The organism is Terribacillus sp. JSM ZJ617, from assembly GCF_044383785.1.
Taxonomy (GTDB): domain Bacteria; phylum Bacillota; class Bacilli; order Bacillales; family Amphibacillaceae; genus Terribacillus.
In genome coordinates this window covers 74589-89045 of the sequence record NZ_JBISEQ010000007.1, presented here as the reverse complement: position 1 = coordinate 89045, position 14457 = coordinate 74589, and the positions used below count along the sequence as shown (strand labels likewise).

The 14457-nt window shown below is 43.3% G+C and carries 15 protein-coding genes; 3 read left to right on the top strand and 12 right to left on the bottom strand.

The window, feature by feature from the left end; genetic code table 11:
* Window positions 1-3: 3 nt before the first annotated feature.
* The gene (locus ACH6C1_RS17965; RefSeq protein WP_374079564.1) at window positions 4-636 is read right to left on the bottom strand and encodes a uracil-DNA glycosylase; all 633 of its coding nucleotides are present in this window, start codon (window positions 634-636) and stop codon (window positions 4-6) included.
* Between the two features lies 1 nt (window position 637).
* Window positions 638-856 carry a YdbC family protein gene (locus ACH6C1_RS17960; protein ID WP_374079694.1) on the bottom strand — a complete coding sequence of 73 codons (219 nt, stop codon included), beginning with the start codon at window positions 854-856 and terminating at the stop codon, window positions 638-640.
* Between the two features lie 86 nt (window positions 857-942).
* Between ACH6C1_RS17960 and ACH6C1_RS17955 the strand changes: the two genes are divergently transcribed.
* Window positions 943-1179: a DUF2164 family protein gene (locus ACH6C1_RS17955; RefSeq protein WP_374079562.1), complete on the top strand. Its 237-nt coding sequence runs from the start codon at window positions 943-945 to the stop codon at window positions 1177-1179.
* A gap of 7 nt (window positions 1180-1186) precedes the next feature.
* Here ACH6C1_RS17955 and ACH6C1_RS17950 read toward each other — a convergent pair whose 3' ends face one another.
* From ACH6C1_RS17950 to ACH6C1_RS17940, 3 genes are read right to left on the bottom strand one after another with little or no spacing between them, the layout of a single operon-like run.
* A complete protein-coding gene (locus tag ACH6C1_RS17950; protein ID WP_374079560.1) occupies window positions 1187-2587 on the bottom strand; it encodes a PTS transporter subunit EIIC in 1401 nt (466 codons plus the stop codon).
* Between the two features lie 19 nt (window positions 2588-2606).
* Window positions 2607-3332, bottom strand: a complete 726-nt coding sequence (gene chbG / locus ACH6C1_RS17945; RefSeq protein WP_374079558.1) for a chitin disaccharide deacetylase — start codon at window positions 3330-3332, stop codon at window positions 2607-2609.
* A gap of 11 nt (window positions 3333-3343) precedes the next feature.
* Window positions 3344-4672 (bottom strand): 6-phospho-alpha-glucosidase, encoded by a 1329-nt coding sequence (locus ACH6C1_RS17940; protein WP_374079556.1) that lies wholly within the window; start codon window positions 4670-4672, stop codon window positions 3344-3346.
* Between the two features lie 136 nt (window positions 4673-4808).
* Here ACH6C1_RS17940 and ACH6C1_RS17935 point away from each other — a divergent pair, with 136 nt between their 5' ends.
* Complete coding sequence (locus tag ACH6C1_RS17935) at window positions 4809-5519, top strand: GntR family transcriptional regulator (RefSeq protein WP_374079554.1); 711 nt, start codon at window positions 4809-4811, stop codon at window positions 5517-5519.
* Between the two features lie 64 nt (window positions 5520-5583).
* On the opposite strand, the gene ACH6C1_RS17930 is transcribed toward ACH6C1_RS17935, so the two are convergent.
* Window positions 5584-5934, bottom strand: a complete 351-nt coding sequence (locus ACH6C1_RS17930; RefSeq protein WP_176465764.1) for an IDEAL domain-containing protein — start codon at window positions 5932-5934, stop codon at window positions 5584-5586.
* 280 nt (window positions 5935-6214) lie between these two features.
* Between ACH6C1_RS17930 and corA the strand changes: the two genes are divergently transcribed.
* The gene (gene corA, locus ACH6C1_RS17925) at window positions 6215-7171 is read left to right on the top strand and encodes a magnesium/cobalt transporter CorA (protein ID WP_374079552.1); all 957 of its coding nucleotides are present in this window, start codon (window positions 6215-6217) and stop codon (window positions 7169-7171) included.
* A gap of 34 nt (window positions 7172-7205) precedes the next feature.
* Here the strand turns inward: corA and ACH6C1_RS17920 are convergent, their stop codons facing one another.
* The 6 genes from ACH6C1_RS17920 to ACH6C1_RS17895 form a co-directional block, all read right to left on the bottom strand.
* Window positions 7206-7517 carry a carboxymuconolactone decarboxylase family protein gene (locus ACH6C1_RS17920; protein WP_095223527.1) on the bottom strand — a complete coding sequence of 104 codons (312 nt, stop codon included), beginning with the start codon at window positions 7515-7517 and terminating at the stop codon, window positions 7206-7208.
* Window positions 7518-7654: 137 nt separating this feature from the next.
* Window positions 7655-8191, bottom strand: a complete 537-nt coding sequence (locus tag ACH6C1_RS17915; RefSeq protein ID WP_374079549.1) for a Rossmann-fold NAD(P)-binding domain-containing protein — start codon at window positions 8189-8191, stop codon at window positions 7655-7657.
* A 52-nt stretch (window positions 8192-8243) separates the two neighbouring features.
* Window positions 8244-9899: an SLC13 family permease gene (locus ACH6C1_RS17910; RefSeq protein WP_374079547.1), complete on the bottom strand. Its 1656-nt coding sequence runs from the start codon at window positions 9897-9899 to the stop codon at window positions 8244-8246.
* Window positions 9900-10041: 142 nt separating this feature from the next.
* Window positions 10042-11295: a metal-dependent hydrolase family protein gene (locus ACH6C1_RS17905; protein WP_374079544.1), complete on the bottom strand. Its 1254-nt coding sequence runs from the start codon at window positions 11293-11295 to the stop codon at window positions 10042-10044.
* 293 nt (window positions 11296-11588) lie between these two features.
* Complete coding sequence (locus tag ACH6C1_RS17900) at window positions 11589-12770, bottom strand: M20 metallopeptidase family protein (protein ID WP_374079541.1); 1182 nt, start codon at window positions 12768-12770, stop codon at window positions 11589-11591.
* Window positions 12771-12991: 221 nt separating this feature from the next.
* Window positions 12992-14170 carry a M20 metallopeptidase family protein gene (locus tag ACH6C1_RS17895; protein ID WP_374079539.1) on the bottom strand — a complete coding sequence of 393 codons (1179 nt, stop codon included), beginning with the start codon at window positions 14168-14170 and terminating at the stop codon, window positions 12992-12994.
* Between the last annotated feature and the right edge of the window lie 287 nt (window positions 14171-14457).

Here is a 14457-nt window from a genome sequence, read left to right as displayed (position 1 = left end):
TCCTTATCTGTTCAGAAGTTCGCGAATACTGTATGCATGCTCTTCAATTACCGGCCGCAGACCTGGATTGTAGAATACAGACGCTGGATGGTAGGTCGGGAAGATACGATATATCTTCTCGGAAAGCACAAAGGAATCCTCCTCTATGCTTTTCAGTTGCTGTATTGGCTGTTCTATCAGCTTTCCAGCGACTTCCGTGATTTTTTCCTTCGAACCGGTTATCCTCTCCCAGCCTATTCGCCCCAGTGTCACGAGAATTTCCGGTTCCGTCTGGGCAATTTCATAATCAAGCACAGGCGCATGTGCAAGCACTTCAGCCTTGGTCGGTGTTCGATTATATTTTTTCGTGACAGTCTCACCGCGTATTTGTTTTGTTTTATATTGATAAGGTCTGCTTCTGACTGCGCTTGAAATAAAAACTTCCGATCTATCCACAGCTGCTCGCTCCAGAAACAGATCCAGCTCCTTGCCTGCTCGCCCACTGAATGGCATCAGGCTATGTATCTCCGTCTCTCCCGGTGCTTCTCCTATAAAGAAGAGAACCGGATGCTTCGGCCCTCTCCCGGGCAGGAAACCTTCACAAGGATAAGGAGCCATCCTTTCTTTGGCTAACTGAACCAACTCCTCCGGCAGCATGTCAATCCTGCTCCTGCAGCACGCGAAGCAAGGCACCGACTTCTTCAGCTGATAATGTGATACCTTTCCCCATCTTCTCATGATCCGGAGCCCAGTCCCGTATATCATACTTCGGGTCCCGCCCGTTCCAGCTGATCAAATTGAGTTCCTTCTGCCATCCTTTCGGTGAAACGGATAGCACTTCGAGTTCTTTTACAATCTCATAAGATAATTCCGCCATCATTACTCCCACCTTTTCCCTTTTCTAAAGTCTAGCAGAACTTTTTGATATAATGAAACGAAAATGAGCTTAGGGAGGAAAAACAGATGCAAAACCCAATTCGATTGAATGATACACAGCGCAACGAAATGATAAGTTCCCTGCAGACGTATTTTGAACAAGAAAAAGACGAGCAGCTAGGCGACCTGGCCGCAGGTCTGCTGCTCGACTTCATTATCAAAGAACTAGGTCCTATTTTTTATAATGCTGGTATCGAAGCATCCTATCAATTTATGAATGAAAAAATTGAGGATCTATTTGGGATTCAGGTGCGGGAGCAATGAGTGCTCCTCAGCTTTCCAAAATATCGTCAATTTCCTTTTTCACAATAGTAGCCTGAGACCCGATGATGATTTGCAGGTTGTGTTTATCAACCTCCACAACACCATGAACTCCCATTTGCTTGATTTTTTGTTGATTCACTTCATTCATATCCTTCACTTCCAGCCGCAGTCGTGTCATACAATTGTCGTTTATAAGAATGTTCTGCTTTCCTCCCAAGTTCTCTACCAGCTTCTGTGCCATATATCTGTAATTGTTATGAGTTAACTCCAGATTTTTTTCCTCTTCGCCTGCGGCTGCTTCATACAATTTATCTTCAATTTGTCCAATTACCGCCACTCGACGTTTTTTGATGACATAATAGAAAGTGAAATAATACAACAAGAAGAAAGCAATACCTACCGGGAGGATAAGAAGTCCTCCATCGCTCAATCCTAAGTTCACAATATAATCGATCAGTCCGGCTCCCCAAGAAAAACCATGACGTATATGCAGGATGTACAGTGTAGCACCAGCCAATCCGGTATAGACGGAATGGACGAAATAAAGCAACGGTGAGGTAAATAAGAAGGTGAATTCTACAGGCTCTGTAATCCCAGTTATCACTGATGTAGCAGCACCCGATGACATCAATGTTTTTGTTTCCTGCTTTTTATATCGAGCTGCTCGCGCAATTGCCAGGGCAATTGCCGGTACACCGAAAAGCATGGTGATATAAAATCCGCCAATGAAGAATCCCGCCATTGGATCTCCGCTTAAGAATCTGGTGATTTCACCGTTGACCACTTCACCTGAAGCCGTCGTATACTCACCAAGTCCAAAATAGACATATGTGTTTAATACGTGATGCAAACCGAATGGCAGCAGGAAACGATTCAGGAAACCGAATATAAAGACACCGATTGCGCCTAAGTCCATCAGCGTCTTACTAAACGCATCGATTCCCATTTGAGCATACGGCCACAACCAACTCATCAGCCCGGCAACTAGTACCATGGTGAAAATGATGACCGTAATCGGGAACTTTTCCCCGCTGAAGAAAGCAAACATATTCGGCAGTTTTGTGTCTTTAAATCTGTTATAGACAAAAGCAGCTATCAAACCAGCAAGAACCCCTCCAAATACACTCATATTCAGTTCAGGATTCATTAACGCGAGACCTTCTTTTAGTACGATAATGGCAAGGAAACCGGTCAGTGCCGGTATCCCTTTATCTTTTGTTTTCGCAAGTCCCATTGCAATACCGATGGCAATCAGTGCATCCATCTGCGTCAGTATGACACCAGCTGCTTGGAATAAGGGTATATCCAGTAAATCTTCAGCAGTGAGTCTATAAAGGATACCAGCAATCGGTAAAGCTACAATCGGAATGAGTAATGATTTCCCTAATCTCTGCAAGAAATTGCGCATACTTTCTCATCTCCCGGTATTATAGACTTTTGAAAGTTGCAAGCTCCACATCTTTACAGTTATTTAATACTTCTTTGACTACATTCGATGTTAACAATTCCAATTCGTCCAGTCTCGGATACGTATAAGAAGATCCTCCCATCACAGCCTTATCCAGGTAGCCTGGATGACACATCACTTCCACTGTATCTGCATCTTTGAACGCATTTGCAATACTCACTTCATCCTTCAATACTTTTTCTACGTAATACTCGAACCGATTCGGATGCCGCAGGTGACTTGGCAAATCCATATTGTTTCTCACAGGCAGCTGATACTCCTCTGCAAGCCGGCAAAAAACATCCTTTATTCCTTTATACGTATTGATATGGTGATGACTGTCAAGATGCGTCGGCTTGATACCAAATGACAAAAAGCGTTCAATCTGTGCTTTCCATTCATCATATACTTCAGCTAACTCAATATTAAAAGCGCTTTCATAAAATGATAGCTTTCTAAATCTTCCGTGTACATCTACAATTGTCTGATGATCTTTCAAAATGGGTTCCCCACATGTCAATACAAGATGTACCCCTACTCCTAATCCTGGATTTTGCTTTGCTAAATCAGCAGCATGTTCCGCTCCTGGCATATTTGCCATAAATGTCGCTGAACTAAGAACACCATGTTGAAAGCAATCAATAATCCCATAATTTATTGCTCTAGAGTAACCGAAATCGTCTGCATTGATAATGAGCTTCTTCATTAGATTTCCCCCTATTGAAAAGATGGCCAATATTCTTCATTCGCTTTTTGTAAATCAACCAATATACGTTTTGCTTTATCTGCATCCACCACCGTACGATTCAATGTCATCGCTTGTAACAATTTCCTATAATCCTTTTCAAAATAGGCCTCACAGACAAGACGCTCATACGCATATTGACCTTCTATCAATCCTTTATGAAAGACTGGAATCTCCCCTACAGCGAACGCATGTATCCCATTGGCAGTGAGTAATGCAGGTACTTCCACGATGGCATCGGAGGGCAGGTTTGGAATAATTCCGTTATTCTCCACCATCACGATGTATCGATTTTTTAAATTATATGCAAGAGACGCAGCAGCTCTGATGATGAATATGCCATGGATGTCTGCTTTCAAATCCTCTGCTGAAGCAGAACCAGCAGTGACTATCCGTCTGCACATATCATGAACACGCTTTTGTCTTCCTTCTATGACCTGTCGGGCTCTCGTAGAAGTCGGATTTGACTTTTCCACTATCTTGTCTGGGTAAAGGTAGTACTGTAAATAAGTATTTGGTAAATATTCCGGGAAATCAAGTAAAGTCTGGCGAGCTTGCGCAAACGTCTCCTGCCAGGAAACATCATTGGCTATTTCCTCATCTTCAGGCCTAAATCCTTCTTCAATAATTAGTTCTTTTAGACGTTCTGTATAATCAGTTCCATCCTTATGCTCTATTTTGGTGAACCAGCCGAAATGGTTCAAACCAAAATAATCCGCTGTCAAGTCCCAGATATCTACTCCTAGTAATTTCGCATAACTCACCATAATGGCAATCGGCATATCACAGATGTTCAAAATTCTGCTGTCGTCGGGAAACTCCCGTTTTAGCGCATAAGCTACAATGGCTGCCGGATTCGTATAATTCAATATCCATGCATCTTTTGATATAGCCCGGATATCTCTGACCAAGTCTGTCATATCCTTTATAGAACGGATGCCATAAGCCATACCTCCTGGTCCGCAAGTTTCTTGACCGACCACACCATGAGATAAGGGGATTTTCTCATCCAATTCCCGCATCTCCAAACCGCCTGTGCGTATTTGGACAAATACAGAGTCGGCATCTTTACACGCTGATTCCAGATTGGTTGTGCTTGTGAAGATAAGATTACCGCCATATTGCTCTTTAAGTAAAATCGCAGCTGCATCTGCAATGATTTTTTGTCTTTCTTCGTCCTGATCAAATAACACTAATTCTTTTAAAGGAAAAAATTCTTTTTCAGCAATTAGACTTTTAATTAATCCTAGCGTATACGTACTTCCTCCGCCAACGATCGCAATTTTCAGTTTTCTCTTCACTTATCTCCCTCCTTAATTAATACAACTATAATACAAATTTGAAAGCTATTCAATACAATGTATTATAGTTGTATGTTTTTTTATGATTCATTACAATACAACACAGAGATATTAAACGAGAGGTGATGTAGGGATCATGAAAAGTACGCCCCTCTATCGTCAGATAGCAAATGAAATAAAAAAAGATATTGCCAGAGGAAATATTAAAAAGGATGAAGCCATACCTACTGAAAAGGAACTGGCTGCTGCATTCCAGGCAAGCAGAGTAACAGTAAGACAAGCAATACAGTTGTTAGTAGACGAGAACCTGCTGTATAAAGTACATGGAAGCGGCACCTATGTGAAGCAGCAGAAAATCGAGCATGACATCTACCGACTTCAGAGCTTCACAGAAGAGATAATCAAATTAGGTAAGGTACCTTCAAATAAATTATTAACTTTTACAATCATGCAGCCTGAAGAAGAAATCAGAGATCGTTTACAGTTACCAGTGGAGGCCCAAGTCTTTTATATAAAAAGATTGCGATGTGCGGATGATGTGCCTATTATTCTAGAGGAAACTTTCATGCCGATTGCCATGTTCCCTGACCTGACAGAAGAAATTATGATGAACTCTAAATATGCCTATCTAGAAAACAAAGGGTTTCTTATTAAAGAACGGCTGGGAGAAATCATTCCAGCATTGCCATCAGCCGACCTTATGAAGCTTCTCGAAATAAAAGAATCAGCCCCTATTTTATCCATGCATCTGTGGGCTTATTTGGATAATGATATTCCGTTCGAATACACAAAATTGTATTATCGCAGTGATCGTTATACGTTTAAATTCAGTTCGAAGCGGTATTGAATAAAGGTTGGGGCATAAATATTTTATCCACATAAAAAAACCGAGCAATATCTGCTCGGTCCAGTTAATTCGGGATATATTCTGTATTAGACTCAGATTCCATTTCGTCTAGTATTTTCAATTCTTCTGTCAGATGCAAGAACCAGTCCTTATCGCCAGAAATAAGAGATAAATCAATAAGATTCAATAGATGCGCCCTGCTCGGTTCTACGCTTGGCGGAAAATACTTGATCTTGCTTTGGAATGTTTCGATCGTTTTACCGATCGTATTTTTATGGTCACTTTCTGTTACGTATACTTTCACCGTGTTCAGTTTCGCATTCACTGCTTCTACGAACCCGGTAAATAATTCATCATTTATCGAATGTCCTGTTACCCAGTCACCAACAGTTACAAAGCTTTGATTATCAGACATATCGTTGTCCTCCTTCAGCTTAACCGGCTGGCTAAGCAATGGTGATTGTTGTAGGTTGTTGAATACTATAAAAGATTCATACCAAAAGCGCAATACTTTTGCATATAAAATTTTAAAATATTCAGACAAATAGTCTTTCAGCAATTTCACAACAGTTACAATGCTTGGCTGTATATTCATTTTATACCCCATAGCCCTTTTCTTTAATCACACTGCTTGTCGTTTTCTCTCTGCCTCCGAATGCGCTATAATGTGACTATATATTGCAGGAGGTTGTACCATGATACGCAGCATAGCGATAACACGTGACAAAAAAATACTCAAAGATCTGCCGTATCAGGAACTAAACAGTCCCGACATTCTCTGGTACTGGGTCGATTTTAGCGTACCGACAGAGGCCGAATCAGAAAAACTCGGCGAGATCTTCCATTTCCACCCACTGGCAATTGAGGACTGCTTCCATTTCCTTCAGAGACCGAAGCTCGATGAATATGACGGGTACCATTTCCTCGTTCTTCATGAGCTGAATCACGAATCGTTCATGTCAGATGAATTGGATATCTTTCTCTCTGAACGTTATGTAGTCACTTTTCATCTTGAAGAATCAATGGCTGCGGACCACGTTTGGCAGCGAGTCATGAACGAAGGTCCAAAGGAGCACTCTCCATCAAAAATCGTCTATCATCTAATAGATAAATTGGTTGATGATTACTTCCCTCCGTTGTATAAAATGGAGGATCGGCTGAACGAGATTGAGGATGAAGACAGCCACAAATCACCTCAAACTTTAATCAATGAAGTATTCGATATCCGCAGTGATTTGCTTAGAACCCGGCGTACGATTGCACCAATGAGAGATCTGATCTACCGGCTTCTCAGCATTCAGAAATTCGATTTTGTCCAAAATCAAAAGGCCTACTTCAATGATATTTATGATCATTTGCTGAAACTTACGGAAATCGTTGATTCCAACAGGGAGCTCACCTCTGATATGCGGGACAGCTACGAGTCGATCAATAGCAATCGAATGAATGCAATCATGATGACACTGACTATTGTCTCCACCATTTTTATTCCTTTAACCTTTATTGCCGGTGTATACGGGATGAACTTCGCCTATATGCCGGAGCTGCACTGGAAATACGGCTATCCGGTTGCCATGCTGCTGATGGCTGTCATTGCCGTAGTAATGCTGTGGCGCTTCAAACGAAAAGGCTGGTTCAATATCTTTAAATGACAAAATGCGTGCAGTATCATCTGCACGCATTTTGTCATTGGTCGTCCACTACTTCTTTTAATAATGACATAGCTTTCAGCGAAGGCGGGAACCCATTCAACAATGCACAATGTTGGATTGCTTCCATCATCTCTTGGACAGATATGCCGGACAGGAGAGCAGCTTCGAATTGCTGCCGAAGTGCACGCTCATCTCCGTTTGTAACGAAAACAGCTATACTGAGCAATGCCAGGAATTTACCGTTAAGCCCGGTATATCCAATCTCTCCACTATCAACAGCAAGGTTCTCTTCTTCCTTCATCAGCTTAGCCACCAACGCCCAACCTTGATCTTTTGCTTCCTTCATCGGGAACCCTCCGCTTAATCCTTGGGCATAACTAGACCTATTTTCCTAGTTGCACATTTCTATTATCGGTAGAATCCTTAAGTTATGAACAATTCAGAAGAAAATAATTCAAATTCTTCATAAAGCGAGAATAAAGATTATGGCCTGGCATTCCACGGCTCGATTGTTCCGACGATATAGCGGGAATGTCTCTGTTTGACTGCTTTTTCTACTCCTTTTACTATTTCTTCATTTGTAAGCCACCTGGAAGTGCTTCCGGTCAGCTGGAAACCTAAGATGACCTCATAATAATCGATAGTATCGGGATAATGAGGTACATAGTTTTGTAGCGGATCATGAGCACTGCTCCCTTTTATATGAAAAAGCTCTATCCTCTTTGACGCATTGCCATATGTGTTACAAAGAGCTTGTATTGCACTGTTTCCGCTGCGGTGAATCCAGCTTACAATGATATCTGGCGGCGGAACATCCTCCAGCTTTTTTTGAAAACTTTCAAGCTGATGGTAATCTGCTTGTATCGTTCGAAGGCGCTCTGAATGGGCAGCACATTCAGCTAAACGCCTGAGTTTTTTCTCCGTTCGAGCAATGACTGTCACCTTATGCCCCTCCTGATTCCAGTCAAGGACAGCTGCTTGGAGCATGCCCGTTCCTCCAATTACCAGATAATGTTTCATGGTGGTCTCCTTTAATGAACAGGAGTCTGCCAATGGCAGACTCCTATCAAATTCATTTCCACGATTCAGGGTACATGTTCAAATCAAGTCCCCATAGCGGACCGACAAGCGCAAAGACTCCTAGAATGAGTAGAACGAGGGTAAATATGTTAAGCACAAAGCCTATCCTGACCATCTCTGCTATCGTAATTTTACCAGTTGCAAATATGATAGCGTTCGGCGGCGTTCCAACCGGAAGCATGAATGCACAGTTGGCAGCCATCGCAGCAGGCACCATGATAGCATATGGATGAACATCCAAAGCTAAAGCCAATGATGCCATTACAGGCAGGATCATAGTAGCAGTCGCTGTATTGGATGTAATCTCGGTCAAGAACAATACGAGTGTTGTCGAAATAACGATGATCACAAAAATATTTAATCCTTCCAAGACTGTAAGCTGATCACCGATCCATTGGGAAAGCCCGGAGCTAGTGAAGCCAGCTGCGACTGCAAGCCCACCTCCGAATAGAAGCAGAACTCCCCACGGCAATTCTTTCGAAACGTCCCAATCAAGAATCCTTTGCCCTTTTTTACTTGAACTAGGAATCAAGAATAATATTACACCTGCCAAGACTGCTATTGTCGTATCACTGATACCCGGGATAGCTAGTATCTCCAACACAGCATCCTCTTGCCAAAGAAAGGTGCGGCTGACCCACATGAATGCAGCAAATGTAAATACGGCAAGCACGGCTTTTTCTTCGAATGACATTTTGCCCAGATCCCGTTTTTGCTTAAGGATCAGCTCTTTTCCACCCGGCAATTCCTTCATCTTGATTCGGAAAACAAATTTCGTCAGATAAAACCATGTCGAAAACAAAAGGACAATAACAATCGGTACGGCTATCAGCATCCAGCCGCCAAAGGAAATCTCTACGCCAAACAAACTGCTTGCCATTGCCGCCAGGATAATGTTCGGGGGCGTACCGATCAGCGTTCCGAGACCGCCAATCGTTCCTGCATACCCAATCGCGAACACAAGTGATTTTTCGAACTTCCGATTATCTTCACCGATGTCTTGCTTGCTGGCTTTTGCCGCTTGACTGGCTTGATAAATAATAGCTGTCCCGATCGGCAGCATCATCATGACCGCTGCCGTATTAGATACCCACATCGAGAGGAAACCAGTAGCAATCATGAATCCAAGTACGATACGTGAGGTACTCGTTCCGACTACACTGATGATATTCAATGCAATACGTTTATGCAAATTCCATTTCTCCATTGCCATAGCAATCAAGAAACCGCCAAGGAAAAGGAATACAATCGGATCTCCATAGCTTGAAGCCGCTGTGTCTCCATCAAGACCTTGTGTTATTGGCAGGAGAATCAGCGGCAGTAAGGAAGTAGCTGGTATTGGAATGGCTTCTGTGATCCACCATGTCGCAACCCATAATGTCGTAGCCAATACCATGCGTCCTTCATAGCTCAATCCTTCGGGGTAATAAAACAAAATGACAGAGAAAAACAATAGAGGACCTAACAACAAACCAATTAACTGGGGACGTTTATACGTACGAGGTGCCTTGTTGGAAGTGCCTGATTGGTTCGAGGATCGATCTGACACTTTATTCTTTGAGGTTGGTACAGCGAAAAGCAGCAATTGCTTGGTTCTTTCATGCGCATGCCATAGCCCTTCCCATAACGATAGCATACTAGACTTCATTCAATCGCCTCCTTCAAATTTAAGCGCTTACATAATAGTGTAAGCAACTAAATAAAATTACATGTTAAGCCTATTAGACTCCTGGTTGTTCTGTCAAATATTTGTACAATAAAACAGCGGGCGTTTGCCCGCTGTTTTGTTGTCAACTTGGAATACCTGACTGGATGGAAAGCTGTTTCTTCAGCTTCCCTCCCTGTATTACCGTCTTTATATTATTTGTGTCAGCCAAGGAAGCGATACTTTCCAATGGGTTTTCCTGCACGATGACTATGTCTGCTAATTTCCCTTCAGCTATTGTCCCGATTTTATCTTCCCAGCCCAAGCACTCTGCTGCTACTTTAGTTGTCGCAATAATTGCTTCCATCGGACTCATGCCAATATCACACATCAGTGCCAGCTCACGCAAGTTCATGCCATGTGCCATAACACCTGCATCGGTTCCCATCGCAATTTTGACACCTGCTTCATATGCTCTTGCTACGCTCTTCTGATGGATTTCCATTACTTCCTTCGCCTTATCAACCGCATAAGCAGGCATGCTTTCATTCGCTTCACTTGCTTCCACGACACTGACAGGGGCGAGCAACGTTGGAACAAGGTACGTACCATGCTCCAGCATGAGCTCGATTGCTTCATCGTCAAGGAAGATACCATGCTCGATAGAATGGATGCCCGCTCGGACAGCTTGTTTTACACCTTCTGCTCCCTGGGCGTGCGCCATCACTTTACGCCCTTTCCGATAAGTGGCTTCTTCTACGATGATGCGCAACTCTTCCATGGAGAATTGTGTGAATTCCGGATGATCGGTCGGACTCATGACGCCTCCAGTCGCATGTACTTTAATAATATCCGCACCTGCCCGGAGCATCTCCCGGACCTTCTGACGTACTTGCTCCGGTCCGTCGCAAATACCTGATGGAAATCCTGGATAAGCTTTATTAGTCAAATCCATATCGGACACCATCCAATTATCACCATGACCACCTGTGATCGTAAGCGGATTAACGCTTATTTGCATACGCGGTCCGCTAATCAAGCCATGTTCGATGGCCTGTTTTACGCCAAGGTCGGCATAACCAGCATCTCTTACTGTCGTGATGCCTGCATCCAATGTGCGTTTCATGTACGTCAACGCTTCATAGAAACGCATCGAGAAAGGGGTGATAAGTGATTCCCGTACGTCTTTAATTTCCATCATCATATGCACATGTGTATCGATCAAACCTGGCAGTATATAACCGCCCTGTGCGTCAATGACTTCTTTGGCATCAATACCGATAAAGTCAGCCGATGGCCCCATAGCAGCGATACGATCTTCTTTAATGGCAATCACAGCATCCTCTATTACCTCTCCTGTTCCATTAATTACGATACCATTGCGAATAAGCTTGTCCATTTTACAGCCTCCCTAAATGTATGTACACAATGTACTGACGACTACTGATCCGGCTGGAAAAGAAGCGAATCCGCCCTTGAAAAGCAGCCGCAGCTGACTTAAATCATTACCTTCACCCTGATGCTGACACTAATTGTTACTTATTAAGTAACCTAAGTAGCACAACTCGGTCAGCATAACTCTAGTCCTTTGATGTAATTCCAAATGGAATCTTTGCCCGGGAAATAATTTAAAATACGTCTTCTGCAGCGACGATGATAGCCAAAGTCACCAGTTTCGCTGTTACAGTTTTCTTATTCCAGCAACAAGTCTTCAGCAATAGCAAGGAACATATTCGCCCCATCCGCCAATGCCGCTTCGTCAATAAGGAATTTCGGATGGTGATGGGGAGCTGGTGTCTGGTTATCCGGAGAACAAGCTCCTACGAATACGAAGCAGCCAGGAACAACGTTTGAGAAGGCTGAAAAATCCTCGCCTCCCATAATTGCTTCTCCTTCGACTGCTACCCCTTCGCCCAGCTTGCGTCGGATTGCTTCAAACGTAATAGCAGTTGCATCCGCATCATTGACGACTGAATCGTAGCCGTACGTATAATTAAATTCATACTGGCAGCCATTCGCTTCGGATACACCCTTGATAATTTGTTCAATCGCCTCGACTGCCCGTTTACGGACGTCCTGACTAAAGGAGCGAACGGAAGCCCCGATTTTCACTTGTTCTGGAATGACATTGACAGCGTCTCCAGCTTGTAATGTTGTGACAGACACAACCAATTCATCTTTCGGGCTCGTAATGCGGGAAACGACCGTCTGCAGGCTGGTGATGATCTGAGCACTTGTAACGACTGGATCAATTGTGTTCTCCGGCTGAGAAGAGTGTCCTCCTTTCCCTTTGATCGTGACATGGAACATGTCTGAATTGGACGTAGCAGCTCCCGGTGTAATCGTCAGCTGACCTAATGGCGTAAGAGAGGAAAGATGCAAACCGAACACATAATCCACACCTTCGGTCACGCCGGCTGCAACCATTTCTCTAGCGCCTCCTGGAAGCAATTCTTCTGCGTGCTGGAAGAAGAAACGTATTTCACCATGGATTTTATCCTGTTTTGCACTTAGTGCTTTCGCGACTCCAAGCAAAATGGCAGTATGACCGTCATGTCCGCAAGCATGCATGACACCATCGTTTTTTGATGCATAAGGAAGACCTGTTTCTTCTTGTATCGGCAAGGCATCCATGTCAGCCCGGAAGCCGATCGTTTTACCAGGATGAGCCCCCTTCAGTACCGCCAATACACTTGTTTCAGTAGGTCTAGTCACTTCCAGATTAGGAAAAGTGCTTAACGTTTCATAAAGGAAGGCTGATGTCTTATACTCTTGGAAAGACAGCTCCGGATACTGATGCAAATATCTTCTCCAGCTGACAATCTCTTCTACTTGTTCATTGGACAATTCAATTTCGGTCTGTTTCGTTAGCATAAGATCTCCCCTTCAATAATTACAATAATGAAATATTTCAGAAAATTTGTATGTTCACTATCATAGCACTCCCTAGTCTCGTATTAAAGACCCTAGATGAATATCCATTCAATTTTCCTGATAAAAATCAGTTTAGATATTACCTATAAAAAGTTTTTAAGTCAGCGATTGTTAACGTTAAGTGAGAAACATTGAAAAAAGAGGAGTACAAAGACTCCTCTCTAGAAAACAAGATCCTCTGCAATACCAAGGAAATATTGCACACCATCTTGCATTGCTTCTTCCTCTATTCGAAATTGTGGATGGTGGTGAGGTGCAGGAGTTGGATTAGCTTCCTCCTTAGCACCGACAAATACAAAGCATCCAGGAACGGCATTTGCAAAAGCAGCAAAGTCCTCTCCTCCCATGATCGCACTGCCATGAAGTACTGCTCCTTCCCCAAGCTTCCGCTTGAGTGCTCGCTCTGCTATTGCAGTTGCTTCCTCTTCGTTGATGACAGAATCATATCCATACGTAACTTCCAGTTCATATGCGGCACCATTTGCTTCCGTTATACCCTTTACCATACGCTCAATGGCAGTTATCGCATTCTTCCGCACATCTTGCTTAAGCGAACGCAAGGATGCTCCCATATGCACTTCATTCGGAATAACATTTACTGCATCTCCAGCCTGGAGAGTGGTGAGTGAAACGACCAGTTCTTCTTTTGGGCTAGTCATCCGTGATACTACTGATTGCAAATTCGTGATAATCTGGGCACTGATAACAATTGGATCCACCGTTTTATCGGGCTGTGAAGAATGCCCGCCTTTTCCCTTTACAGTCAAATGGAACTGATCGGAATTGGATGTTGCTGGTCCATAAATGACACCAACCTTACCGCGCGGCAATTGAGAAGCAACGTGCAGTCCAAACACCATATCCAATCCTTCGGTAACACCTGCTTCTACCATTTCTTTAGCCCCGCCAGGAAACAGCTCTTCTGCGTGCTGGAAGAAGAAGCGGATTTCCCCACTCATCTCTTCCTGCTTGGCACTTAAGATTTCTGCTGCTGTGAGCAAGATGCTAGTGTGCGCATCATGACCGCATGCGTGCATCACACCATCGACCTTTGAAGCGAAAGGAAGATTCGTTTCTTCCTGTATAGGCAAGGCATCCATGTCTGCTCGGAAACCAATTACTTTACCCGGTTTCGCTCCCTTCAGCTTTGCCATGACACTGGTCTTTGTTGGTCTGCTCAGCTCCAGATTCCCAAAACCTGCTAATGTATCGTAAACGAATTGTGAAGTACGCTCCTCCTGAAAAGAAAGCTCGGGGTTTGCATGTAAGTGCCTTCTCCAATTCAATAGATGTTGTTTGTGCAAGTCATTAGCTTCTAATACTATTTCGTTTCGTTCCACAATGATCCTCCTCGAGACTAGCTCCCTTAAATATTTTATATAAATGAATTATTCAATTGTATGAATTATAAAGGGAAGCATCAAGAGACAATGGATCGAGTACAGACGCCCGGGATTATTTCCAATTTTTTCTTTATAACACCTTATGATTCTCCCCCTTAACCAAGAAATGCCCCCTCTAAATATGTGCAAGATTACGGTAGAATTTAAATATGTAAGCGCTAACAATTGACGTGTAAAAGTTTGAGCTGCCTCCACGTATGCACCGATTGGACTGCCTTACAGCA

Coding starts and splice junctions, on each gene's coding strand:
- ACH6C1_RS17965 (WP_374079564.1), bottom strand. CDS start 636: ATGCTGCCGGAGGAGTTGGTTCAGTTAGCCAAAGAAAGGATGGCTCCT.
- ACH6C1_RS17960 (WP_374079694.1), bottom strand. CDS start 856: ATGGCGGAATTATCTTATGAGATTGTAAAAGAACTCGAAGTGCTATCC.
- ACH6C1_RS17955 (WP_374079562.1), top strand. CDS start 943: ATGCAAAACCCAATTCGATTGAATGATACACAGCGCAACGAAATGATA.
- ACH6C1_RS17950 (WP_374079560.1), bottom strand. CDS start 2,587: ATGCGCAATTTCTTGCAGAGATTAGGGAAATCATTACTCATTCCGATT.
- chbG (WP_374079558.1), bottom strand. CDS start 3,332: ATGAAGAAGCTCATTATCAATGCAGACGATTTCGGTTACTCTAGAGCA.
- ACH6C1_RS17935 (WP_374079554.1), top strand. CDS start 4,809: ATGAAAAGTACGCCCCTCTATCGTCAGATAGCAAATGAAATAAAAAAA.
- ACH6C1_RS17930 (WP_176465764.1), bottom strand. CDS start 5,934: ATGTCTGATAATCAAAGCTTTGTAACTGTTGGTGACTGGGTAACAGGA.
- corA (WP_374079552.1), top strand. CDS start 6,215: ATGATACGCAGCATAGCGATAACACGTGACAAAAAAATACTCAAAGAT.
- ACH6C1_RS17920 (WP_095223527.1), bottom strand. CDS start 7,517: ATGAAGGAAGCAAAAGATCAAGGTTGGGCGTTGGTGGCTAAGCTGATG.
- ACH6C1_RS17915 (WP_374079549.1), bottom strand. CDS start 8,191: ATGAAACATTATCTGGTAATTGGAGGAACGGGCATGCTCCAAGCAGCT.
- ACH6C1_RS17910 (WP_374079547.1), bottom strand. CDS start 9,899: ATGAAGTCTAGTATGCTATCGTTATGGGAAGGGCTATGGCATGCGCAT.
- ACH6C1_RS17905 (WP_374079544.1), bottom strand. CDS start 11,295: ATGGACAAGCTTATTCGCAATGGTATCGTAATTAATGGAACAGGAGAG.
- ACH6C1_RS17900 (WP_374079541.1), bottom strand. CDS start 12,770: ATGCTAACGAAACAGACCGAAATTGAATTGTCCAATGAACAAGTAGAA.